Consider the following 25,603-nt stretch of genomic DNA (forward strand, 5'->3'; position numbering starts at 1 on the left):
ACAATTATACGGACTTTATCTTAAATCACTCATTTCTATTTTTTAAATAATTATATCTTAAGAATTGTGAATATATAGAGAGAACATAGGTTCTTGATTTGTTATAATTATTTGTATTAAGTAATTTCGTTATAAAGTGGATTGAACAATATATTGCAGGTCTTTTTATTACAGATAATTACCGTAATAAAGGTATAGGAAGGTTTTTATTGGAAAGATTAAAAAGCGATTATAATGTACTTAATTTACATGTAAATGAGAAGAATGAAGGAGCCATTCGTTTTTATACAAAACATCAATTTGAAATACGATCTAAGGAATTTGAAGTAGAAACTCAAGAATATGAATATTTTATGAAATGGGATAGTAATTGAAATTACAAAAGTACCAATAAGTAATTTTATGTAAAAAGATAACAAATAATATACTCTATTAAGTCTTACAACTTGAGAGAGCTTTTTGTATATATTAAGCATTTATGCTACTAGTTGATATTAGATGTAAAGTATTTATAGTAGTAATATATCGTTTTATCTAGCTGTACGAAAAATCAATTACAAAAAACCCCATCAACAACCGATAAGCAGAACTCGTCAAGAGATGTCAGATAAGATAGTTTTAGTACTCTGTAATTTTAGGTATAAGGTATATTATAACCGTTTTAGCCTATCCATCCATCGCCCACTCATTCTATTCTAGCTTATCCACCCGACGCAATTTTCTGACTCATTCCAGCTTTGCGTATCCACCTATCGCCTTTACATACACACTTCATCTTTAAAATCTAAAATTTCCTTATGCTTATTCATTAACTATTCCTCCATACTCTTCTCATCGTTCTTTTAATTCACACACTCCCTTTTCCCTCGTCACTCAGTCATGGCAGTTTGTAATTTTTGTTCAATTAAGTCGATATGTGTACTGATCAAATTCCGTTGTTCATTCAAGAATTCTAGGTGTGCGCGTAACACGCTTGGGACATCTATTTGGTTTTGATAAAGCATGTCTGTGTTTTTTCGGATTTCTTTTAATGGCATATTCAAATTGCTTAAGCACTGGATAAATTTAATCATTTCGATATCGTCGTCTGTGTATAAACGCTTGTTATTGCTATCTCTGTCGATGTGTTTTAAGATACTCTTTTTCTCGTAATAACGCAGTTTGCTTTTAGGTATATTGCAATAATCTGAGACATATTCAATGTAATATTGTTTCATGTAAGCATATCCTTTCTCTTAAACCAAGGTTTAACTGATATTGTATTCTATATAAACATGAATGAGGAGGAAAGACAATGAAAAAGGCTTTAATTGTTGTAACAAACATTGCGAAATACGATAATTTAGAAAGACCTACAGGTGCGTGGTTCTCAGAGGTTACGCACTTTGCGAAAGATTTCTATGACGCAGGTTATGATGTTGATTTTGTAAGTCCGAACGGTGGGTATGTTCCTCTTGATCCTATCAGTCTTAGCCCTGAAATGATGGGAGCCGAGGACTGGGAATACTACACGGATCATGATTATATGAATAAATTTGGACAAACATTATCTCCAAAAGAGGTTAATCCTAGCGACTATCAAGCCATTTACTTTGCAGGTGGACATGGTGCGATTTGGGATTTTAGAAATAACAAAGAACTTAACGACATTGCGTTAAGTATTTACAATAACCAAGGCGTTCTCTCTTCTGTATGTCATGGTGCGGCTGGTCTACTCGACATTAAAGAAAATGGCGATTACCTCGTTCGTCATAAAGACGTGACTGGTTTTACAAATAGTGAAGAACAAGCAAATGGTACAACTGAATACATGCCATATTTATTAGAAGACGAATTTATTAGTAACGGTGCACATTTTAAAAAAGAGGATGACTGGAGCAATTTCGCAGTCGTAGATGGTCGCATTGTGACTGGTCAAAATCCTCAATCAGGACATGCTGTTGCTGAACATGCTTTAAAAATCTTAGCTAATCAATAATTTCATAAAGGAGCGATACACATGAAATCATTAATTATTGGTGCTAATGGTGGCGTTGGTCAACATCTTGTAAGTAAACTGAAAGAACGAGATGTTGATTTTACTGCCGGTGTTAGAAAAGAAGAACAAGTTGAAGTTTTAAAAGCAGATGGTATTGATGCAACTTACATTGATGTTGCAAAACAATCTATTGATGAATTAATAGAATTATTTAAACCGTATGATCAAATCCTTTTTTCCGTCGGTTCTGGTGGGAGCACAGGTGACGATCAAACAATTATAGTAGATTTAGACGGTGCAGTGAAAGCAATTAAAGCAAGTGAACACGTCGGTCGTCAACACTTTGTTATGGTATCAACGTACGACTCACGTCGAGAAGCTTTTGATGCGTCAGGCGACTTGAAACCATATACCATTGCTAAACATTATGCGGATGACTACTTAAGACATGCAAATTTAAAATATACCATCGTGCATCCAGGCGCTTTAACAAACGAACATGAAACGCAACAATTCAATATGAGTACGCAATTTGAAAATGTACAAAATCCGTCTATTACAAGAGAAGATGTAGCAGAAGTGCTTGTTTCTGTATTAACTGATGAAGTATTACAAGGTCACGAATTCCAAATCATCAATGGTGATTTGTCATTATCAGACGCAACGACTAAATATCTGGAGGAATAATAAATGAATAATCAACAAGTTGTACTTGCAAAACGACCACAAAGTATCCCTCAAGACGATGTATTTAGATTTGAAACAATAGAAACTCGAGAACCACATGCAGGTGAGGTTCAAGTAGAATCCATTTATGTATCTGTAGATCCTTACATGAGAGGCAGAATGAATGATACAAAAAGTTATGTTCAACCTTTCCAAGTGAATGAGCCATTACAAGGTCATATTGTTGGAAAAGTCACACAATCGAACGATGAACGTCTATCTGTCGGCGATTATGTCACAGGCATATTACCATGGAAAAAGATAAATACAGTGAATGGAGACGATGTGACCCCTGTGCCATCAAAAGATGTACCATTACATTTATATTTGAGTGTTTTAGGCATGCCGGGAATGACAGCCTATACAGGGTTGCTTCAAATTGGTCAGCCACAATCTGGCGAGACGGTTGTCGTGTCAGCTGCATCAGGTGCAGTAGGCTCTGTCGTAGGACAAATTGCTAAGATTAAAGGCGCAAAAGTTGTCGGTATTGCTGGTGGTAAGCAGAAAACAACATATTTAACAGATGAATTAGGATTTGATGCGGCCATTGACTATAAACAAGATGATTTCGCACAGCAACTCGAAGCGGCTGTACCAGATGGTATTGATGTGTATTTTGAAAATGTTGGCGGCGCAATTTCTGATGAAGTGTTTAAATACTTAAATCGATTTGCACGCGTTCCGGTATGTGGTGCAATTTCAGCATATAATAATGAAAAAGACGATATTGGACCACGTATCCAAGGAACGTTGATTAAAAATCAAGCATTGATGCAAGGTTTTGTAGTAGCACAATTCGCTGATCATTTTAAAGAAGCAAGCGAACAACTCGCACAATGGGTGTCTGAAGGTAAAATTAAATTTGAAGTGACGATAGATGAAGGTTTTGACAATTTACCTTCTGCATTTAGAAAGTTATTCACAGGAGAGAATTTTGGTAAACAAGTTGTCAAAGTCGCTGAAGAATAGAGAAGACTATGAAAAATATCATCGTAAGATTCATATTTAGTTTACTGTTTTATAAAAGTGGTGTTTCACACTTTAAAAATATAGATATGTTTTTAAAAATCGTGCCGTCCTATTTACCTTTCAAACACGCAATAGTTAAGTGTTCGGGCATATTAGAATTTATAATTGTTTTTTATGTACTCGGTGCTAAAAATAGATCACGCGTAAGAAAAGTAGTACAAGGATTCCTTTGGCTCGTATTTCCTGCAAATATTTACGCTGCACGTAAGAACATCTCTTATAAAGATGAAAGAGATAGAACAGATAGTGTTAAGCAGCATGTCATTCGTTTACCATTACAATTTGTCATGGTCGCACTTGCGAAACTATTATAAGACTTATCATAGCCACGCCTGGAACATTACTTTTGTTCCAGGCGATTTTTTAATATTTACACTTAAAATCGACGTATATCAAATGATTCTCTTGACAACGCTTATGTGCTCTTTGTTTAAATAAGCTCATATCAGACATTTACTTTTCAATTTTTCTATAGTGATAAGCTTCTAAATTAAGAAAAGCATAAGTTAATTTGCGTGTATGAGTGTAAGAATAAATAAAATAATTATATTTTCATATAATTATTATGTGGCATTGTACCATTAATGTAATAATGTGGCCTGTAAGACAAATATGAGGAAGGTTCTATAAGGTGCTTCTTATTATTGAAATTGTTAAAAAAACAAAATGCAATGAACTGACAAATTAAAATCGCTTTAAGTCGTATTCTCAAAGAATCTATAAATCACTCGTATATACACAGCCCCTTACTATCAGTTAAAGTGTCACTTTTCGGTTCTAATATTTATTATTCATAAGATATGCAATATATGATACAATTCATTCAAATGTATATTTGAATGAGGTGCTCTATGGTTCAGACTATTATAACTGCGGCAATACTTTATATTGCAACTGCGGTAGATTTATTAGTGATTTTATTAATATTTTTTGCTAGAGCAAAGACTAGAAAAGAATATAGGGATATTTATATAGGTCAATATCTAGGATCGATGATCCTCATATTAGTCAGTTTATTTTTAGCTTTTGTGTTAAATTATGTTCCAGAGAAATGGATATTAGGTTTATTAGGTTTGATCCCCATCTACTTAGGTATAAAAGTTGCTATTTATGATGATTGTGAAGGTGAAAAAAGAGCAAAAAAAGAATTAAACGAAAAAGGTTTGTCCAAATTAGTAGGGACTGTTTCTTTAGTGACAATTGCAAGTTGTGGTGCAGATAATATTGGTTTATTTGTCCCTTATTTTGTAGCATTGGATATTATTGAATTACTGACTACCTTAATTGTATTTTTAGTTTTAATTTTCTTTTTAGTATTCACAGCACAAAAACTAGCTAGAATTCCTGGTGTGGGTGAAATTGTTGAGAAGTTCAGTCGTTGGATTATGGCTGTTATTTACATAGCATTGGGCTTATTTATTATTATTGAAAATGAAACCATACAAACAATATTAGGATTTATATTATAAATTAAGGTGTGACTTAATATGAATAACAATAAAATTTGTGACGTCATTTGTGTTCATGAGGAAAAAGTGAATTATGCTTTAAGATTTTTAAAAGAAGAAAAAACTCAACGGCTTATCAATACATTATTAAAGATAAGTGATGAGAATAAGCTGAAAATTATATTAGCTCTAATTAAAGAGAAAGAATTATGTGTTTGTGACTTATCTATAACATTAGGTTTGAGTATAGCTTCAACATCACATCATTTGAGAGCGCTGTATAAAAGAGACGTGCTGGATTTTTACAAGGATGGGAAAATGGCATACTATTATATCAAAGATATAGAAATGAAATCATTATTAATAAAATGTATGACTTAAATATAAAGAAACGCTCACATTAAACGAGCGTTTCTTTGAATTCTTGTATTCTTTTTCCAATTTCATCTCTAACACGTTGAAATTCTGGCCATTCTTTTCCTGCTGGATCATCAAAGCCCCAGTGTTCTTTTTTAACATTAGGTGGTAATATAGGGCAATTATCGTCTGCATCACTACATAATGTTACGACCAAAGCTGACTGTTCTAAGATATCACTATCAATCAAATCTGATGTATGGTTTGAGATATCAATATCCACTTCTTTCATAGCTTCTATTGCTTTAGGATTAACACCATGTGTTTCAATACCAGCAGAATAGACATTCCAATCTTCACCCAATATTTCTTTTCCCCAACCTTCAGCCATTTGGCTACGACAAGAGTTTCCTGTACATATAAAATAAATTGTTTTCTTATCCATAATTAAAGCCTCTTTTCTTAAAATATGATTAGTGTAAGGTATAAACCTAAGAGTGTTACAAATAGGACCGGAATAGTAATGATAATTCCAGTTTTAAAGTATGTTCCCCACGAAATTTTCACACCTTTTTGTGTTAAGACATGTAGCCACAATAATGTTGCTAAAGAACCAATCGGTGTTATTTTAGGTCCTAAATCAGAACCTATGACATTCGCATAAACCATACCTTCTTTAATTGTTCCAACTACATTCGATTGTCCGATAGCAATTGCATCTATTAAAACTGTAGGCATATTATTCATAATTGATGATAACAAAGCAGATATAAAGCCCATGCCCATAACACTACTGAATAGTCCATAACTTGAAATATTGGATAATGCATCAGCTAAAATTGTGGTGATGCCTACGTTTTTCAAGCCGAATACGACTAAATACATACCAATTGAAAATAGGACAATATTCCATGGTGCACCTTTAATTACTTGTTTCGTATGCACAGCTTCGGAATTGCGAGCTAACAGTACAAAGATAAAAGCAATAATACCAGCAATAATTGATACAGGAATTTGGATAAACTCGCTAACAAGATATCCAACGAGTAGTACTGCTAATACTATCCATGAAAGCTTAAATAACTTAGAATCTTTAATTACACTTTTAGGATCTGATAGATTTTCTGTATCGAACGTTTTAGGTATGGATTTTCTGAAATATAGCCATAATACAACAATACTTGCAAGTAAAGAGAATAGATTGGGAATCATCATGCGACTTACATATTCAATAAATCCAATATGGAAGTAGTCAGCAGAAACGATATTAACCAAATTACTTACAATTAGTGGAAGAGACGTAGTATCTGCAATGAATCCACTTGCAATGATAAAAGGAAAAATGACTTTTTGATTAAACCCTAAATTTCTTACCATAGCGAGCACGATTGGAGTGAGAATTAATGCAGCTCCATCGTTCGCAAAGAAAGCTGCTACAATAGCGCCTAACAACATAATGTAGACAAACATTTTAAACCCATGACCATTTGAAGCTCTGACCATATGTATAGCTGCCCATTCGAAAAATCCAATTTCATCTAAAATTAATGAAATGAGTATAACAGCGACAAAGGTTAACGTCGCATTCCAAACAATCCCTGTAACTTCAATAACATCCGAGAGACTGACAACGCCTGTAATAATAGCGATGATAGCACCAAACAATGCTGTAATACCAATATCTAACCCCTTAGGTTGCCAAATAACAAACATGAGAGTTAAAAGAAAAATAATAATCGCTAGAATAGTCATTATGTACATTCACCTGTCTTTATCTTTTTACACATACATTGTTGAGTAGGAGAGCTAATATAAGTTAATTCATTGTTGATTGAATCTAAGGACTTATGATTAAGTCGGTACATGCGCTTAGTACCGTCTTTTCGTGTAGATACTAATTCATTATCTACTAGAATTTTCATATGATGACTTAATGTAGGTTGTGAAAATTGAAAATACGCTAATAAATCACAAGCACATAATTCACCGCAAGATAATAAGTCTAATATTTCTAATCGACTTGGATCCGATAAAATTTTTAATTGTAATGATAGTTCCTTATAAGACATATGGATGTCATCCCTCCTTTATTATAGATTATCATCTATATAGACAAATATCTATATAGATAATACTTTTTGCAATAATACATTTAATTAAAACCTTGTTTTAAACATCGATGACAAGGTCTAATGTAGGACGTGGAGACATCATTTTCGGAATGATATAAATAAATCCATAAATGGAGATAAATCGAAAATATTTATACCCCTAGGGGGTATGTGTTATAGTATAAGTATAGCTAATATAATATTTTCATAAATAGGAGGGGTTAATTTGAATAATAATGGTGAAGAGCATAATCATCAAAATCACATGAATCATTCCAATCACATGCATCATGATAACCATGCCTCACATCATCATAGTGGCCATGCACATCATCATGGAAATTTTAAAGTTAAGTTTTTTGTTTCATTAATTTTTGCAATACCTATCATTCTTTTATCGCCAATGATGGGTGTTAACTTACCTTTTCAATTCACATTTCCAGGTTCTGAATGGGTAGTGTTAATATTAAGTACAATTTTATTCTTTTATGGTGGTAAACCGTTCTTGTCTGGTGGTAAAGATGAAATTGCTACAAAAAAACCAGGCATGATGACCTTAGTTGCCCTAGGTATTTCAGTAGCTTATATTTATAGCTTGTATGCTTTTTATATGAATAACTTTAGTAGTGCAACTGGTCATACAATGGACTTTTTTTGGGAATTAGCAACCTTAATTTTAATTATGCTATTAGGACATTGGATAGAAATGAATGCTGTCGGAAATGCTGGAGATGCTTTAAAGAAAATGGCAGAACTGTTACCTAATAGTGCTATTAAAGTTATGGATAATGGCCAACGCGAAGAAGTTAAAATATCAGACATCATGACTGATGATATCGTCGAAGTAAAAGCCGGAGAAAGCATTCCGACAGATGGTATTATCGTTCAAGGACAAACATCTATAGATGAATCCCTAGTCACTGGAGAATCTAAAAAAGTACAAAAAAATCAAAATGACAACGTCATCGGGGGTTCTATTAATGGGTCTGGAACAATACAAGTCAAGGTTACAGCTGTGGGAGAAGATGGATATCTTTCTCAAGTTATGGGACTTGTTAATCAAGCACAAAATGATAAATCTAGTGCTGAATTGTTATCTGATAAAGTAGCGGGTTATTTATTCTACTTTGCTGTAATTGTTGGCGTGATTTCTTTTATTGTCTGGATGCTCATTCAAAATGATATTGATTTTGCATTAGAACGTCTTGTAACTGTGTTAGTCATTGCTTGTCCACATGCTTTAGGCTTGGCAATACCTTTAGTCACTGCACGTTCTACTTCAATTGGTGCACATAATGGTTTAATTATTAAAAATAGAGAGTCTGTAGAAATAGCTCAACATATCGATTATGTAATGATGGATAAAACTGGTACTTTAACTGAGGGTAACTTTTCTGTGAATCATTATGAGAGCTTTAAAAATGATTTGAGTAATGATACAATATTAAGCCTTTTCGCCTCATTAGAAAGTCAATCTAATCACCCATTAGCTATAAGTATTGTTGATTTTGCGAAAAGTAAAAATGTTTCATTTACTAATCCACAAGACGTTAATAATATTCCAGGTGTCGGATTAGAAGGTCTAATTGATAATAAAACATATAAAATAACAAATGTCTCTTATCTTGATAAACATAAACTTAATTATGACGATGACTTGTTTACTAAATTAGCTCAACAAGGTAATTCAATCAGCTATTTAATTGAAGATCAACAAGTCATTGGCATGATTGCTCAAGGAGATCAAATTAAAGAAAGCTCAAAACAAATGGTAGCTGATTTACTATCAAGAAATATTACACCAGTCATGCTTACAGGTGACAATAATGAGGTGGCACACGCTGTCGCAAAAGAATTAGGTATTAGTGATGTCCACGCACAACTCATGCCAGAAGATAAGGAAAGCATTATAAAAGATTATCAAAGTGACGGTAATAAAGTCATGATGGTTGGAGACGGTATCAACGATGCGCCGAGTCTTATAAGAGCCGATATTGGTATAGCAATTGGTGCAGGCACAGATGTTGCAGTGGATTCAGGTGATATCATACTTGTTAAAAGTAATCCATCAGATATTATTCATTTCTTGACCCTTTCAAATAATACTATGAGAAAAATGGTGCAAAACTTATGGTGGGGTGCAGGTTATAATATTGTTGCTGTACCTTTAGCAGCTGGTATTTTAGCATTTATCGGCTTGATTTTATCACCTGCAATAGGTGCTATTTTAATGTCACTAAGTACGGTTATCGTTGCAATTAATGCTTTTACATTAAAATTAAAATAAAAGATAGGAGTTTTATTATGATTAAAAAATTATTTTTTATGATATTAGGATCATTACTAATATTATCAGCTTGCTCCAATAATGATGAAAAAGATAAAGACACTAATGACCAAAAAAGTGAGAGCCATATGAAGCATAATGATGAAAGTAAAGTTCCAGAAGATATGAAATCGACTAATGAGGGTGAATTTAAAGTGGGAGATAAAGTAACGATTACAGCAGGGCATATGCCAGGTATGAAAGGTGCAGAAGCTACTGTAAAAGGTGTGTATAAAACATATGCCTATGTTGTAAGTTATAAACCCACAAATGGAAATGAAAAAGTAAACAATCATAAATGGGTCGTAAACGAAGAGATTAAAGATGCACCTAAAGATGGATTTAGCAAGGGCGATACTGTTAAATTAGAAGCAAGTCATATGTCTGGTATGAAAGGTGCTACAGCCAATATAGATAACGTGAAAAAGACTACTGTTTACGTAGTTGATTACAAATCCAAAGATAATGGTAAAATCAATAAAAATCATAAATGGATGACAGGAAATGAGTTGAAAGCACGATAAAAATCTAGTTCTTAATTGAGAAATAAATAGATATAAAAATATCCTCCTTAATCAATAATTTAAATAACTTATTATTGTTAAGGATGATATTTTTTAGTGTGTAAATTAAAAAGAATTTTAGAAGAATAACATTTATCAAAAAACTGTTTATTACCTTATTAAATGATGACAGTCGTTTAAATATTAGTGATTTAGTGATTACAAGGTTTTACTAAGCGCATATCTACTATATAAGTTTAAACAATGCCACGAAATAAGAAGAGTTTTCCAAATTAGACAGTTGCGAGTGGAAATCTCTTCTTTTGATTTTCAAAGGTATATTAATTATACTTATGTTGTGAATAAATTGTGACACCCCATAAAAATAACACCTCATGATTTTGTTAATTTTTAGATGTCATAATAAAGGTATTTACTAAAATTATTTCTGAAGGGTAGTGTAGAGATGAATATTAAAAATGTAGTTGTCGCTGGTGGCGGTGTATTAGGTAGCCAAGTCGCTTTTCAGGCTGCGTATTCAGGTTTTAACGTTTCAATTTATGATGTGAATAAAAAAGGGCTTGAAGCGGCAAAAGACCGTTTAGAAAAATTAGTACCGCGTTATATTAAAGATTTAGATGCGCCAGAAGACAAATTAAAAGCAACCGTTAAAAGCATCCAAACTTCAACAAATTTAAAAGAAATTGTCGCAGATGCGGACTTAGTGATTGAAGCCATTCCTGAAAAATTATCAATAAAACAATCATTTTATAAAGAACTTGGAGAAGTTGCGCCAGAAAAAACAATTTTCGCAACAAACTCCTCAACATTATTACCAAGTGATTTTAAAGATGCAACAGGACGTACAGATCGTTTCTTAGCGTTACACTTTGCGAACGAAATTTGGTTAAATAATGTCGGCGAAATTATGGCGACTAAAGACACAGATCGTGCTGTATTTGATGAAGTTGTTGAATATGCAGGAGCAATGGGCTTACACCCAGTGTCAATTAAAAAAGAACATGCAGGTTACGTTCAAAACTCACTTCTTGTGCCATTCTTCCACGTGGCTGAAGAAATGTATGCGAATGAAGAAGAAACACCACAAGAAATTGATAAAATTTGGATGAACGCTATACGTATGAACGTGGGTCCATTCGGTGCGATTGACGTCGTTGGTTTAAATACAAATACTGCTATCGTACAAGCAGAATATGAAAAAGACGGCACACCTTGGAAAAAAGCGTACGTTGACAAAAATAACGTCAAAATCCAAAATGGTGAACTTGGTAAAGCAACAGGTAAAGGATTCTACACATATCCAAACCCTGAATATGAAACTTGGGACATTCCTGTAGGCGAAAAACCATCTGACGAACATTTACAACAAGCCGTCGCGAATGACAACAATGGCGTGTTATCTAAATTGTTATTGTCTTTATTCAAAGCCGCTGAAGATTTATACGTTAACGAAATTGCAGAAAACGATGTCATTGATACAACTTGGCATATTAACTCACGTTCACCTATTGGACCATTCGAAATGATGGATGCGATAGGTATTGATAAAGTCATTGAAATTCATGAAAAATACGACAACAACATTGATCAAGACGTGATGAAATTTTTAGAATCACGTCGTGGCAAAACATTTTATTCTTAAAAATGTGTGAATCAAATTAAGCGCGCTCATCTTCAAATAGATGGGCGCGCTTTTTTAGGATGTTCATCTTTTGTGGTGGGCAGATAATTAAAAGTAACTAATTTTATATTTAACTTAATCATAACACGTAGTAATCACTACATTCATTTAAGCGTACAGTTAATTATTAATTGTGCGCTTTTTGAGTACTATCATTTCTTTAATGCTCGCTTGCCAAGGCGCCTCACTTTAACTAATTTTGGCTTTGTTAAACAATGGAAGCCAAAATGGATTTTCAGTTCGGCTTGTTGCCTTAGGCGTCTCGCATTAGAAATGATTGTTACGCCATATAGTTATATGAGTGTTTGTGACATGTTAAGTAGCGATTACTACGTAATATTTATGCGACGTCATTTATTAATAAACCATGCTTTTTACGTCATTGATACAACTTGAAAATAATAAGTATTCTGGCTTTAAAGTTATTAAAGTTTCGATAACCATACGATACACGTTTAATTAGCTTAATTTTATTATTGATACCTTCAATCGCTCCATTGTTAAACATAGGGTGCTGGATTGTTGCGTAAAGGACATACTCGTATTTCTTATAGAATCGAATCACACGCCAAACACCACGCGATACCTGTTTCTTTTCGACACCTCGCAGTATTTCTTTGAAACGTAACCAATCACATTGTTTCAATGCTTCTCGAAGTTGGTGGACTAACATATATGTGTCATAGAGCTGTTGATCAAGATTTAATAGATACCCTAGAATATCTCTTGAGGTTGTGTATGTTTTGAAAGACTTTGACCAGAAGTATTCATAGCTATTAATATCTTGTCTGTCGGAAAGGAAAAGTCTCCAGTGTTTTTTCAGTTTCGTGTAATCGGTTGAAGATTTATAACGATAAGCATTCATAACAGAAATACGTTGCTTATTAAGTTCACGGTTAAGGTGCTGAACGATATGAAAACGATCAAAGATTAAAATCGCATTTGGGAATACTTCATGAACGAAGTTAGTATATGGCTCATACATATCCGCTGTTACAGTTCTAACAGCTATTCTTTCACGTCGGTCAAAGCGATAGAAATATTCTTTGAGCTTATGAATGCGTCTATCTTCTAAAATATCGATAATCTGATTCGTTTCATTATTTACAAAAAGAAAACTCATCGCCGTTGTCACGTTCTTAACGCTTTTAAACTCATCTATGGAGATATGTCTGGGTAAGCCTGATGAAGGTTTGACTGTCAGTGATTGTGAAAGTTTATGAAGACATCTTTTAACTGTACTCGGTGAAACACTACAATCATTGGCAATGTCTAGTTCGGATTGTACACGAGTGAGTCTATGTGGAATCGCTAACTTCACGCGATTCGTAATAAAACAGTGACTATCAACAATGCTTGTTTGAGCCGTGAAAGTCTTTGAACAGTGTAAACATTTAAAGCGTTCTTTCGCTAAGTTAAGATAAACATTAGACTCTTGAGATTTTAACAACGTCAAACGCGAAACACGTTTACCGTGCTTATGTATTTGCCCGTCATTGACACAACCACACTTCATACAAGCTTCAGGTTTATAAGAAAGGGTTCCATAAACAACTGTAGAAAGCTGACCACGCACTTCTACATCTTCCTCCACCTTCATAACTTGAATATTTTCATCTTTAATTTTTAGTAGTTTTAATATATCATTACACATAGGCGCATCATGTCTCCTCTCGATTTTTTGTTTGGTCACTTAAAATTATAGAGGCATGAGCGCTTTTTTTGTATCTAAAATGATTAAAAACATAAAAGGCGGGATAGCATTTCATGCCATCCCACCACAAAAGATGAAGAACCAATATAGAAAAGAAAGTGATGAATAATGTCTATTGTAAAAATTCAAGGAGTGAAAAGATTAGATAATGCAATAAATAATGAAGTTGACACAAAATTATGTCATCTTGGTAAAATAAGTGTCAAATAAGGAGCCATTTTTCTTTCTTTTTTGTAGATAGACATTGTTAAACCAACAAAAATTAGCAATCCATTTTATATGCTAATTGGATTGCTAAAAGGTTTGTTATTTTATGTTTTGTACTATTAAACTTAACCCGTTAGATAATGGCACGCTACCCTCTTATATTCATTCAGTATGAAGTAACAATTGATCTAAATCCATTATTTTAATTTTCTTTTTCGGTAACTGTTTGATCAATCCAAGTTCTTCTAGATTAGTAAATTTACGGCTGATTGTTTCTGGTGTGGTACCAAGATACGAGGCTAAATCCTTTTTGGACATTGGTAAGATAATCGTTGGACTATTGCCACTTCCCTTTTCAACATTCTCAGCTAAAAAGGATATAATGCGGGTTTCTACATTTTCAATCGCTACTTGTGTGGTTTGTTTTTCAGAATCCTTCAAACGCATAGTTACTTCTGACAGTATTTTTAATGAGATCTGCGGATATTTCACCAAATACTCTTGTAAATCCTCTCGTTTAATTAAACAAATGGATGTATTTTGTAGTGCTTCCGCATAGTTCTCATGAATACTTCCAGGTTGGAAAATAGCGACTTCACCTGTAAAATCACCGGGATTTAAAATGCGAACAAGTTGTTCTTTTCCAGAATCCGATAAGCGATAAATCCGAGCCTTACCCGAATTGATAATATATAAGGTATCATCTTCCTCATCTGCACGGAATAACATTTCCCCTTTTTGTAGATGAAGTGTCTTGGCAGATTCCGCAATCAAATCCATTTGTGAGTCTTTCAAATGGTTAAAAATAGGAACAATACGAATACATTCTGCATGTCCATGTTGGTGATGACAACATTGGTTTTGTTCCAAAATAACCTCTCCTTTTTATAAAAAGCCTAAGAGGGCATCTTAGGCTTCCTTTCTATTCACTCGATTAAGCAGGTTTTACCTTTGATTTGACAACAGGATATCCTAAGTCTTCAATTGCCTTTTCGATATCGTTAATAGCGACTGCTTCTGAATCAAAATCTACTTTTACTTTACTTGCATTGAACATTACTTTCAAGCTATCTTGATTCACACCGTTTATTCCTTTCGCCGCATTTTCAATCTTTTGCATACAAGATGGGCAAGATAAGGTTTCTAATTGAATCGTTGCTTTTTGCATAAATCATTTCCCCCTTCATTTTTTAACGACCGTAAACCAATCTATTCTTTTGTTTTTGAGTTACTTTAAGCCTGATATGCTTTATCTACTTCTGATAACATCTCGAATGTGCCTGCATACGTTTCACATACATCTCCAGGAATGGTGTAGTTGTCTGTGATTTTTCGTAATTGAGCAAATTCAGCATCTAAGTCAGGTTTGTTCGTACCTGCGTCTTTTACTTTTCCACTAATTGTTTCAAACAATTCACGTACTTCAAAGGCTTCTGGGTGATTCTTACCATGGGCCCGTGTAATTGCAGTGGTGTATAAATCCAGTTTTTCAAAATGGTTTGTTATTACTTCGTTAAATGTTTGTTCAGACATTATTATTTCCCTCTTTCTATATATAATTTTTGTTATGTGTGTTTGTCTTAGGCAGATTTTACTTTTGATTTAACAACGGGATATCCTAAGTCTTCAATTGCCTTTTTGATATCGTTAACGGTGATCATTTCTGAATCAAAATCTACTTTTACTTTACTGGCATTGAATAATACTTTTAAGCTATCTTGATTAATCCCATTTAATCCTTTCACCGCATTTTCAATCTTTTGCATACAAGATGGACAAGATAATGTTTCTAATTGAATAACTGCTTTTTGCATGAATTATTTCTCCTTTCATCTTATCTTTGACTTTTTTGTTTTCCCTCTTCTTCTTTACAATTTAAGTATAGCTGAGGTTCAACGAAATAAAATTGACTCAAATCAAGTTTCAAGAAAAAGTAGGGGGGAGTATTTTGTTCTTCCTACCTGAATACTTCCCCTTTATCATTCGTCAAGACCGCTTTCTATTAAATTTATCCTCTCAAACGGTATCGAAGCAATCTCATACCATTCAAGATGACTACTAAGATACTTGCTTCGTGAACCAACATCCCGATTGACATATTCATCCATTCACTAAATAGTAGGCTAGCAAGTAAGATTAATACCACACCAACTGCTATGGCGATGTTCTGTTTCATGTTTCTTGAAGTTGATTTTGTTAAGCCTAATGCGTGTGGTAAACGACTAAAGTCAGAATTCATTAAAACAACATCTGATGTTTCAATTGCAACATCTGTTCCACTTCCCATGGCGATTCCGATATCTGCTAAGGCTAATGAAGGACTATCATTCACTCCGTCACCGACAAAGGCAATGATCCCGCCTTCTGCTTGCATTTTTTCGATATAAGCAGATTTTCCTTCTGGAAGCATATGACCGTGTGCTTCTGTTAACCCAAGTTCTCGAGCAACTAAATCTACGGTTCCTTGGTTGTCCCCAGAAAGAACGACAAGGTTTTTGACCCCTAGTTTTTTCAGTTTTTGAAGATCTTTTTTAACACCTGGACGGATTTGATCCCGAATACCCATCAGAACGTTTAATTCTCCGTCGACCGCAGTTAACACAAGAGAATTCCCATTTTTCTCAAAGCGTTCGACGTCTTTTTTAGCTTTTTCGCTTAATTTCACATTTTCCTTTTCCATTAATGCTACGTTACCAACGGCTATACGATGAACACCTATTTTTGCTACAATTCCGCCACCTTTAACGACTTCGGTTTCTTCAACAGTAGAGAAAGTTGTCTCGCAAATATCCTGTAGGACAGCTTTCGCTAGTGGGTGGTCCGATTCACGCTCCACACTTGCTAAATATCCTAGAACCTCTTCAGTATTTTTTCCGTAAAATTCTTTTTCGGCAACTTCAGGATTTCCTACTGTCAATGTTCCTGTTTTATCAAAAACGATAGTATCTACTCTGCTAAAGTCATTGATAACTTCACTACCTTTTAAGAGGACACCATTACGTGCACCGTTTCCGATACCGGCAACGTTGGATACAGGAACCCCGATAACTAATGCACCTGGACATCCTAAAACAAGAATCGTGATAGCTAGTTCAATATCTTTTGAGAAAAACCAAACAATAAAACCAAGGACTAACACAGCTGGTGTATAATATTTAGAGAATCGGTCAATGAAACGTTCTGCTTCTGATTTGGAATCCTGTGCCTCTTCCACTAATTCGATAATTCTACCAAATGTTGTATCTTCTCCAACGCGATCAGCTCGAATTTGGATCGTTCCATTTTCTAAGATAGATCCTGCAAATACTTCAGAATCAACCTTTTTACTTACAGGTAAAGATTCTCCAGTAATACTTGCTTCATTAATGTGACCTTCACCAGTTAACACTGTTCCATCTACCGGAACTTTTGCACCCGTTTTAACTAATAAAATATCACCTTCGTCTACATCATTGACATCTACTTCTTCAAATTCTCCGTTTTCCATTTGCTTTAAAGCACTTTCTGGTGCCAGCTCTGTTAATTCTTTAATGGCAGAACGTGTTTTGTTCAAGGTACGTTGCTCCAAGTATGAACCAAATAAGAATAAGAAAGTAACGATGGCTGATTCCTCATAATTTTGAATCAATACTGCCCCAATAACTGCAATGGTAACTAAAACATCAATACTGACAACTTTTACTTTTAATGCCTGATAGGCTTGGATTGCAATCGGCGCCACACCAAGAATGGATGCAATGATGAGCGACCAATTGAAAATGGCCATGTTGTCTAAGGAAAATCGTCCGAAGAATGCAAGTGCAATCAAAATTGCACTGACCAGTGTAATGGAATTCTTTTTACTTAATATATATCTTTGCATGTTGATTCCCTCCAATTTCATTTGTATTCCTTGTTGATGACTCTAGTATAGGATGTTTCTATGAAATAAAAATTGATTAGTATCAAGTTCTATTGTAAAAGTGAAAAATTATAAAAGAACAGCAAAACAAATCTAACTGTTTTACTGAATAACTCTTATATATTATCGAACATACAATAAAGATGTCCTGTTTTTGAGTGTCCTGTTTTTTACTACACGGTAGGATTGGCTTAATATCAACCTTTACTCGTTTTTTAGCTATTTCTACTGTTATTAAAGGCGTTGCGCGAACGTTGCTTTGTAAAAGAACCGAAAAATGATAGATTATAAGTCAGAGAGGAGTTAGCTATGGATATTGGTTCGAAAATAAAAACTAAAAGAAATGAATTGAATTTAACTCAACAAGATCTAGCTGAAAAGGTGTTTGTTACGCGACAAACGATTTCTAAATGGGAATTGGGAAAAAGTACACCGGATTTAATTAGTTTGAAATTGTTAGAGAAAGCATTAGTTGCTGACTTCTTCGAAAATGAGATGGTCAGTCAATCGGAAGGAGCAAAATCAATGAATAAAAAAATACAATTTAAAGATATTCTTTTTACTTTGTTACTCGGTTTATCATATCTACCCTTACGCATTTTATTTACCTTCTATGAAAAGCATCGATCATCAAAATTTTCAGCCTATATTGTTAAACCTGCTTTTATCACTTTATTTATTTATTTCATTGCAAGTATTCGGTCAGAATTTCTCTTTTCAGTAACTCTTGTAACAATAGCTCTTTACTTTGCCTTCACTCTTTATCATGAAGCTTAATTGGTCAGTTATTGATGAAAAAAAGCAACAATTCTTGTTAAAAATTGAGATGAAAATTCTAATTGTTCACTAAAAGAACTTTAGCAATATAGTTCCTTTAGAGAACAATTATCCAGTTAAGACTACTGATTGACTTAGCAAATGAAACAGAATTAGCACAAGGATATGTACCTTTTTATGAAAGATATATACAAACCTTCCACCCAACATTTTTTGAATACGATCATCTGGTAGGCTTTTCTGACAAGCTAGATGAAAAGATTTTAGAAGTAAATAAAATAGATATTAGAAATGTAGATCAGCTAGAAGATAAACTTATGAAAGTTCTAGAAGTGTTAAATGAGTATAGGAAAGATAGTCCTGAATAGAAATCTAACGCCCTACTGTTGTTTTGACACCACCATAAAGCCAACAGGAAAGATTTATTAGCTTAATAGTGGGGGTTAACTTTATGAAGCATTTAAATCGTTTCTAAGAGCTTCTGATTATCTAAATATATAAATATACCTACACAACAAACAAAGCCAAACAAGAAGGCATATAACAAGTTATAGAGTTTATTTTATCTCTTTCAATCATTCTTATAATAATCGATAAGTGTTTGGTAAAAATTTGTGATTACTAATAAGTAATGGAGTGATTGATATGAAATCAATTAAATTAGTAAAATATAAAGGGATTCTACATACCAGTAAACGGATAAAGGATACAAATCATTTAAAAAAATCTTTACCCTACTTAGATAAATCTATAAAGAGGCTAGATAATAACTATTCGCCTGCTATTATTAAATTAAAATTACCCAATTTTGATATAGTTAGAATTAAACCGCATTTAACAAATATAGAGAATATAGTGAGAAAAGCTCAAAAGCATGCACCAACAATAAATAATTTAATGGCGGGTAATATAATTAAAGTAAATAGAGCTTTAAATGATAGCTTTAAAGTTCATAAGAATTTGATCAATAATATAACGACCAATATCGATATTAGTAAGTTACAAAAAACATTTAATTTATTAAAAGAAAGTTTAATTGAATTCATAAAGTATAGCGAGAAATACAGGCTGAGTATGAAACTAGAATATTTTTCTGATTACTATGATATTTATCTTGAAAAACACAAAATCACTGATGAAGATATTTATGTAACTTTTAAATCCCATTACGTGACCATAAAAAATAATCTTATTGAAAATGATTTTTACTATCCAAAGAGATCCTATATACAGAGGGTTATAGATAACTTTGAAAATAAGCGGTATACAGAAACTTCTATGCTTGCATTAGCATCTATTGATTATTTAACTATATATAATACGTTTCAGGAAGAAAGAGAAGCTAATTATAAAAGTATAAATATGATTTTGAATAAAGATTTACTCGATAACGAGGAAGAAATCGAACAAGTTATCACTCAATATACTGTTAAGTTGATAAAAGAATATTATGGTATTAATAACGATATAGATGATCCAGACTACATTAATAGAAATAGATTAATGCACGGTATTATGGATATTGAATCAATTAAGAAGATTGATTGCATAAAACTTTTGTATCTAATAGATGTATTGTCAACTATTAAAGTTGAGTTAGTGAAAGATTAGGGAGAGTTATCACTTATTTTATATTATAAGCAATTTTGTTCAAAAACCTCATCACTAACCGATAAGCAGAAGCGTATCATAAATGATAGGATTCCATATATTATTTTAGTATATAGGAACAGATAGACAATAAATTTATACATATTGAGGAGAAAAAGATGAACGAAATTGACAAATGGAAGCAGAAATTCAATGCATTACCACGTATACCTAGATCACAATCTAAATTTGGGTATGTAGATACAATAAAAACTATTTTTCACAAAATAATTACTAACTCAGAACTTGAAACTGTTGTAAAAATTGATGGCAGCAAAACAGAACACACATTAAAACATTACATAGAAATACTATTAAGATATCAATTTATAAAAAAAGACAATGAAAACAATTATTATATAGTAGAAAGTTTAATAAATTTTGAAGAGGAAAGTTTTAGGGAAGATTTATCTGAATTTATACAATTACATGTGAAATATATATCTGAGTTATTGTTTTTTATAAGAGAACCTAAAACTACTAGAGAAATTTTAAACTATGCAAATGAAAATTATAATATGTCTTGGAAACAAAACGGACAGATTCATGAGCGTTTAGCGTGGTTAAATGATTTAGGTTTAATTAATTCAATGAGTTATAAACAATTATATGTTATCAACCAAGAGGGAGTAAATTTTATAGAAAAATATCCACCTTTGAAATCTTTTAATATATCTGAATATATTAAGGATATAACCGCAAATGAAAAATTAATTAAATTACCAGAATGGGTTGAAGAGTTAGGTTGGAACGTCAACAATATTGATAGAAAAGATGGATTAGGTTATATTCCTGGAGGCAGATCAAAAGCAACTGAACTGATATTAAGCATAATAGAATTTACTTTGAATGCTAAAGATACAGAGTCATTAAATAATTATATTAATATTGAGTTCAAGTGCAAGGAATCATCTGTAAATAGTTTTTTAACATTTCTAACTAATTTAAAAATTATAGATAGAATTGGAGAAAAGGTTTATGAAGCTTCAGATTATGGTATTAAACTATTAAATTCTGACCGTCCAGACTTGTATCTGTTATTCTTTATAAACAAAGAATATAAATATATTTTTGAAATACTTTTCGTGTTAGAAGAGTCGCCTCAAGAACCTAAAGAATTAATAGCCAGAGGTGTAACTGAATTTAATATGAGTTCTGAAAGACTTGATAGAATTAGGGAAAGACTAGCCCATTTAAAAAATGCTAATTTGATCTTGAATGATAAAGGTAAAAAGTTAAAATTATCAAATCGAGGGAATTTATTATTATCAGTGTTAAAAGGTAAAATGAGTATTAATAACTCTGCAAATAAAGAAAATAGTTTATTAAAAAATAATGAAGAGAGTTATAAAAATTTATTAAAAGAAGTTCGCTTAGCATCGACTAATTCTTCTAATCCGCACGATTTTGAAAAATTATTAGAAAAAACATTTATTGAACTAGGTTTTAAAACTAAATTGTTAGCGCAATCAGGCACTACAGATATTTTATTAACGGCTAGAACAGTTCCAGATTATACGTATAAAGTAGCTATTGAAGCAAAGACAAATAAGGAAGGTAAAATTACTGAAAACTTAGTGAATTTTGATGCGCTTAAAGAACATAAGAAGAAGCATGATGCAGATTTTATAGTAATAGTTGGCAAAAATTTTAATGGAAGATTAAAAAGATTTGCTGAAAACAATCAAGTTTTATTATTAGATATAGATAATCTTGAATTATTAGTAAAAAGGCATCAAGTATATCCTTTACAAGCAATTGAATATAAAAAATTATTTAATCAAGTTGGAGAAGTAGATATAAGCGTTTTGGATAGTACCTATAATAGAATGCGTAGATATAATGTATTATTTAAATCTATTATACAAACTTTAATAGAAAATAGTGATGACGAATTTACAAAGGGTATTTTAACTATACGTGAAATTTATATGCTTATAAAAAATATAGATGAGTTTAATGATGAAGATTTAACTAAAGAAGAAGTAGATAATATGTTAAATTTACTTTCAAATCCATTAATTGGGTGTGTAGGAAAGGAAAAAAATGGTTATTATGCGAAAGGATCTTTAGTTGACGCTCAATTAAAATTTGGATTTTACTATTCCGCATCAATAAAATAAGCCATTATTTATGATTTTAAGCTTTTTAACCGCTTTTATTGAATTTGACCTTTGATTTAAAAAGTAATTTTTATTTTGATGAAAAATTTAAATTTTGAAAACATCTTCATTCACGAATATAAAAGAAGAGTATTATATTATGAACAATATTTAGATACATTTCTGTAAAGAAAGAGTACAAATAAAGTCTAATGAATTTTGAAAGTATGGACAGCATTTTAAAAATAATAAGTTTAAAAGAGTTATAAGATGAACATGGATAATGATGAAACGAAAATAGTTAGTAATTTAAAACTCTATAGGGAGTTGAATTAATAGTTTGTGAAAGATACTCCTTTTCATTTAATAATAATCATACATTAAGTCTACATGAGTAGTAGATAACTCTTCGCCAAATTCCTTAATATAATCGAGTATATTGGTAATATAGGTATCTTCAATTTTTATTTTTTGGGGGATACCTTTTAAACAATGAGTAGAATGATTTTTATATGGGATTGATAGATCAATAACATCATATTTTAAAGTAACTGGGTTTTTATAGACAAAATAGCTTAATCTCATGCTATCTATAAATTGATTGAATGAACCAAATGACATTAACCAATTTAGAGTTGCTTCTTGTTCATAAGCTTTTTGCATTTTTAGAGAGATTGCATTCTCATAAAATGATTTAATGTCAAATAAAGCATAATCAATTCTATCTTTTAATAAAGTGCCTTTTAATTGATTAAGGGAATTTTTTTGTACTGGAAAAGCCAAATGACCCATTTTGTTACCTCTAATAAGTTCTAAATCTTCTAACCATTGTTTGTTACCTTTTCTACATTGGAATAGTGGTTTCCATCCAATGATGGCATCTAGGCTACATTTTTGATTGTTGACACTAAGATAGTATGGATTATCAATGTATTGCGTTTCTTGAAATTCATTATAAAAATCTTGCATTTCAGCTACGAGTGCTTTACCTATACCATCAGGATCTACATATATAGATTCAATTAAAGATTTGAGTTTACGCAAAGAGTTATCTTTTTTTAATTTATTGTTTTGATGGTAATAAACTGCATCTTTTTTTACTATCTTCCAAAATTCACTTTCATATAGTGATTTTATTAAATTAATATCATTCTGATAAACATATTGTTTCATTAATTAACCTCACTTTTTTAATAGTAGCTTTATAATAAATTGGACTGATGAATTTTGTCATCAGTCCAATTTATTATAGAGCCAAAAAATGCTTCCTATTCCATTCAGAATAGGAGACATACGTCTACGTAGGTACACTTTAAAAAGTCTTAAAGTTAAACTACATGTATATAATCCTATCCTGAAAATAACATTAAAAGGCATTACAAATAAAGTACGCATGTAAAGTAAAAACCCTTCATTGTCATAGATTCAAAATAGAATTATTTAATCATGTAATCAGTTCACCCTTTTTATTTAATTAAGTTAAGCGTATAGGATAGCGTTGTGAATGTCAAAAGTCACAATATAGTTATAAATACTATTTATATAATGTAGTATCTATATTAAAAAGCATTAGATAAAAACTCAAATCGCATTGTTAATCGATACGCAGAAAAGTAAGAAATAGAAAAAGCCTCCATAATAAATAGAGGCCTTTTATGAAAATTATACTCAATCAAATAACTATTAATTGTTTTTCTTTTTTACGTAAACGGCTGATACTAGTGATATCAAGCCAAATATAATAAATGCAATGAACATCCATACTGTGCCGTTCATAGTTAAGTTAGTGCTGGTATATAGTAATTCCTTTAAAGTGTTTACATAATGATAAAATGGATTCCAAGGTAAAATATAATCTTGATAGAATTTTGGCACCATGACTTTAGGTAACATCACTGCTTGAATTGTGAAGAATAGATATAAGATAAATATTGGAATAGCGCCAAATCCTATCCATACCATCAAGCCTAGTATGAGTAGAGCAAATCCTAATATGGCAATTGCTATGAATATTGCTGTGTCTAATGGATGATTAAAATTAAAGTTCAATACACTACCTGTATAATAAACATAAGCAAATGCACCAGCGAAAGCAGCTATTGTTACTGATAGGATAACTTTACTTGTAAACCATAATTTATCTTTATGTGATGTTAATTTTTCTCTGTTTTTAAAGGCAAAGAATGATAGAACTGCAGTAATCATTGCTGAAAACCATATTGGTGTGAACATTGCTGAAGCAGCATTTCCATTACCTTGATGATCTTTAACTTTATTTAAAGTTGTCGTTTCAACTTCGACAGGATTCACAAATTGATTAAATTGCTTACTTGGTAAATCTATTTGATTTTTTGCTAATAACTCAACATTTTGCTTACTAATCTGATTATTAAGGTTCTCTGTAATTTTACTTAGTGCTTGTTGAGCAATATTGGATACTTGCCCATTACTGCCTTGATTAATGAATGTTTCGATATGTGCTTGTTTTGGTTTTGGTATTTCTTGATCACCATTACCCATTTTTGCTTGCATTGCTTTAACTTGTTGTGGTGACAGTTCACCAGATTTGATTTTTTCTTTAACCTCATGTTGTTTTTCAGTCATAATTTTACTTTGAGCATGACTAATTGCATGTTTAGAGAAATCTTTTTCAAAGACGATAGCTCCAATATATTTATTATCTTTTAGTCCTTGCTCAAGTTCATTTCTATTTTTTACGGCCTCCCACTTCAACGTCTTATTATCACTTAGCTTCAAATTATCTTCTAAGTTCTTGCCAATGTTAGTTGAATTACCTTGAACTTCAACACCCTTATCTTCATTTAATATAGCTATTGGTATATTTTTAGGCTTCGGATTATATGCAGGATAAAAAGCTGTTGCTAAAATCATTAGAATTAATACGACTGCAATGGGGATGAGCCACACTAATTTCTTTTTCAATAAAATCTCCTCCTTATTTAACAACATCATGTTGTTTATCGTTCTATTTGTTATTATAATAGGCAGAGAAGGAGATTCAATAATCAATAACGTCAAATGTGAATGTTAAACAACAATATAAGACGGAGT

25 protein-coding genes are annotated in these 25,603 nt (G+C 32.1%); 13 read left to right on the forward strand and 12 right to left on the reverse strand.

Features of this window, described 5'->3' with window-relative positions:
- Positions 1-152: 152 nt before the first annotated feature.
- Positions 153-374: a GNAT family N-acetyltransferase gene (locus KA878_RS11345; RefSeq protein WP_072093077.1), complete on the forward strand. Its 222-nt coding sequence runs from the start codon at positions 153-155 to the stop codon at positions 372-374.
- A 495-nt stretch (positions 375-869) separates the two neighbouring features.
- Here KA878_RS11345 and KA878_RS11350 read toward each other — a convergent pair whose 3' ends face one another.
- Positions 870-1,217, reverse strand: a complete 348-nt coding sequence (locus tag KA878_RS11350) for a MerR family transcriptional regulator (RefSeq protein WP_002434548.1) — start codon at positions 1,215-1,217, stop codon at positions 870-872.
- A 77-nt stretch (positions 1,218-1,294) separates the two neighbouring features.
- On the opposite strand from KA878_RS11350, the gene KA878_RS11355 reads away from it, so the two are divergent.
- From KA878_RS11355 to KA878_RS11380, 6 genes are all read left to right on the forward strand, one after another.
- On the forward strand, positions 1,295-1,978 hold the full coding sequence (locus tag KA878_RS11355) for a type 1 glutamine amidotransferase domain-containing protein (protein WP_193839868.1): 684 nt from the start codon (positions 1,295-1,297) through the stop codon (positions 1,976-1,978).
- A gap of 21 nt (positions 1,979-1,999) precedes the next feature.
- A complete protein-coding gene (locus tag KA878_RS11360; RefSeq protein ID WP_193839869.1) occupies positions 2,000-2,665 on the forward strand; it encodes an SDR family oxidoreductase in 666 nt (221 codons plus the stop codon).
- A gap of 3 nt (positions 2,666-2,668) precedes the next feature.
- Positions 2,669-3,673, forward strand: coding sequence for an NADP-dependent oxidoreductase (locus KA878_RS11365; protein ID WP_002434486.1), 1,005 nt, complete (start codon positions 2,669-2,671; stop codon positions 3,671-3,673).
- A gap of 8 nt (positions 3,674-3,681) precedes the next feature.
- Positions 3,682-4,047: a DoxX family protein gene (locus KA878_RS11370; RefSeq protein WP_193839870.1), complete on the forward strand. Its 366-nt coding sequence runs from the start codon at positions 3,682-3,684 to the stop codon at positions 4,045-4,047.
- A gap of 537 nt (positions 4,048-4,584) precedes the next feature.
- Positions 4,585-5,202, forward strand: a complete 618-nt coding sequence (locus tag KA878_RS11375; protein WP_002434082.1) for a CadD family cadmium resistance transporter — start codon at positions 4,585-4,587, stop codon at positions 5,200-5,202.
- An 18-nt stretch (positions 5,203-5,220) separates the two neighbouring features.
- Positions 5,221-5,562, forward strand: a complete 342-nt coding sequence (locus KA878_RS11380) for an ArsR/SmtB family transcription factor (RefSeq protein ID WP_193839872.1) — start codon at positions 5,221-5,223, stop codon at positions 5,560-5,562.
- Positions 5,563-5,581: 19 nt separating this feature from the next.
- Here the strand turns inward: KA878_RS11380 and arsC are convergent, their stop codons facing one another.
- The 3 genes from arsC to KA878_RS11395 are packed head-to-tail and all read right to left on the reverse strand — an operon-like array spanning position 5,582 to position 7,607.
- On the reverse strand, positions 5,582-5,983 hold the full coding sequence (gene arsC, locus KA878_RS11385; RefSeq protein WP_061854114.1) for an arsenate reductase (thioredoxin): 402 nt from the start codon (positions 5,981-5,983) through the stop codon (positions 5,582-5,584).
- A 17-nt stretch (positions 5,984-6,000) separates the two neighbouring features.
- The gene (gene arsB / locus KA878_RS11390) at positions 6,001-7,293 is read right to left on the reverse strand and encodes an arsenite efflux transporter membrane subunit ArsB (protein ID WP_172425791.1); all 1,293 of its coding nucleotides are present in this window, start codon (positions 7,291-7,293) and stop codon (positions 6,001-6,003) included.
- The gene (locus tag KA878_RS11395) at positions 7,290-7,607 is read right to left on the reverse strand and encodes an ArsR/SmtB family transcription factor (RefSeq protein WP_011274435.1); all 318 of its coding nucleotides are present in this window, start codon (positions 7,605-7,607) and stop codon (positions 7,290-7,292) included. The genes arsB and KA878_RS11395 overlap by 4 nt, the downstream gene beginning before the upstream one ends.
- Positions 7,608-7,875: 268 nt before the next feature.
- Here KA878_RS11395 and KA878_RS11400 point away from each other — a divergent pair, with 268 nt between their 5' ends.
- The 3 genes from KA878_RS11400 to KA878_RS11410 all read left to right on the forward strand — a co-directional run bounded on the left by KA878_RS11400 (position 7,876) and on the right by KA878_RS11410 (position 12,141).
- Positions 7,876-9,936 (forward strand): heavy metal translocating P-type ATPase, encoded by a 2,061-nt coding sequence (locus KA878_RS11400; RefSeq protein WP_193839873.1) that lies wholly within the window; start codon positions 7,876-7,878, stop codon positions 9,934-9,936.
- A gap of 17 nt (positions 9,937-9,953) precedes the next feature.
- Positions 9,954-10,499, forward strand: coding sequence for a YdhK family protein (locus KA878_RS11405; RefSeq protein WP_193839874.1), 546 nt, complete (start codon positions 9,954-9,956; stop codon positions 10,497-10,499).
- 427 nt (positions 10,500-10,926) lie between these two features.
- Complete coding sequence (locus tag KA878_RS11410) at positions 10,927-12,141, forward strand: 3-hydroxyacyl-CoA dehydrogenase (protein ID WP_312883987.1); 1,215 nt, start codon at positions 10,927-10,929, stop codon at positions 12,139-12,141.
- Between the two features lie 418 nt (positions 12,142-12,559).
- Here KA878_RS11410 and KA878_RS11415 read toward each other — a convergent pair whose 3' ends face one another.
- The 6 genes from KA878_RS11415 to KA878_RS11440 form a co-directional block, all read right to left on the reverse strand.
- Entirely contained in the window at positions 12,560-13,834 is a 1,275-nt protein-coding gene (locus tag KA878_RS11415) for an ISL3 family transposase (RefSeq protein ID WP_193839876.1), read from the reverse strand.
- Positions 13,835-14,263: 429 nt separating this feature from the next.
- Positions 14,264-14,971, reverse strand: coding sequence for a Crp/Fnr family transcriptional regulator (locus tag KA878_RS11420; protein WP_193839877.1), 708 nt, complete (start codon positions 14,969-14,971; stop codon positions 14,264-14,266).
- Between the two features lie 64 nt (positions 14,972-15,035).
- A complete protein-coding gene (locus KA878_RS11425; RefSeq protein ID WP_193839878.1) occupies positions 15,036-15,269 on the reverse strand; it encodes a heavy-metal-associated domain-containing protein in 234 nt (77 codons plus the stop codon).
- A gap of 65 nt (positions 15,270-15,334) precedes the next feature.
- Complete coding sequence (locus tag KA878_RS11430) at positions 15,335-15,634, reverse strand: hypothetical protein (RefSeq protein WP_026907429.1); 300 nt, start codon at positions 15,632-15,634, stop codon at positions 15,335-15,337.
- A gap of 47 nt (positions 15,635-15,681) precedes the next feature.
- Positions 15,682-15,915 carry a heavy-metal-associated domain-containing protein gene (locus KA878_RS11435; protein WP_193839879.1) on the reverse strand — a complete coding sequence of 78 codons (234 nt, stop codon included), beginning with the start codon at positions 15,913-15,915 and terminating at the stop codon, positions 15,682-15,684.
- A 194-nt stretch (positions 15,916-16,109) separates the two neighbouring features.
- Positions 16,110-17,963: a heavy metal translocating P-type ATPase gene (locus tag KA878_RS11440; protein WP_193839880.1), complete on the reverse strand. Its 1,854-nt coding sequence runs from the start codon at positions 17,961-17,963 to the stop codon at positions 16,110-16,112.
- A 348-nt stretch (positions 17,964-18,311) separates the two neighbouring features.
- Here KA878_RS11440 and KA878_RS11445 point away from each other — a divergent pair, with 348 nt between their 5' ends.
- The 3 genes from KA878_RS11445 (at position 18,312) to KA878_RS11455 (ending at position 22,552) form a co-directional block, all read left to right on the forward strand.
- On the forward strand, positions 18,312-18,779 hold the full coding sequence (locus KA878_RS11445; protein ID WP_193839881.1) for a helix-turn-helix transcriptional regulator: 468 nt from the start codon (positions 18,312-18,314) through the stop codon (positions 18,777-18,779).
- 645 nt (positions 18,780-19,424) lie between these two features.
- On the forward strand, positions 19,425-20,390 hold the full coding sequence (locus KA878_RS11450) for a hypothetical protein (protein ID WP_193839882.1): 966 nt from the start codon (positions 19,425-19,427) through the stop codon (positions 20,388-20,390).
- A gap of 158 nt (positions 20,391-20,548) precedes the next feature.
- A complete protein-coding gene (locus tag KA878_RS11455) occupies positions 20,549-22,552 on the forward strand; it encodes a restriction endonuclease (RefSeq protein ID WP_193839883.1) in 2,004 nt (667 codons plus the stop codon).
- A 342-nt stretch (positions 22,553-22,894) separates the two neighbouring features.
- Here the strand turns inward: KA878_RS11455 and KA878_RS11460 are convergent, their stop codons facing one another.
- Both KA878_RS11460 and KA878_RS11465 read right to left on the reverse strand, forming a co-directional pair.
- Positions 22,895-23,704: a DUF6994 family protein gene (locus KA878_RS11460; RefSeq protein WP_193839884.1), complete on the reverse strand. Its 810-nt coding sequence runs from the start codon at positions 23,702-23,704 to the stop codon at positions 22,895-22,897.
- Positions 23,705-24,214: 510 nt separating this feature from the next.
- Complete coding sequence (locus KA878_RS11465) at positions 24,215-25,474, reverse strand: ABC transporter permease (protein WP_193839885.1); 1,260 nt, start codon at positions 25,472-25,474, stop codon at positions 24,215-24,217.
- Positions 25,475-25,603 lie beyond the last annotated feature (129 nt).

Source organism: Staphylococcus sp. GDY8P57P, assembly GCF_017892585.1.
Taxonomy (GTDB): Bacteria; Bacillota; Bacilli; order Staphylococcales; family Staphylococcaceae; genus Staphylococcus; species Staphylococcus borealis.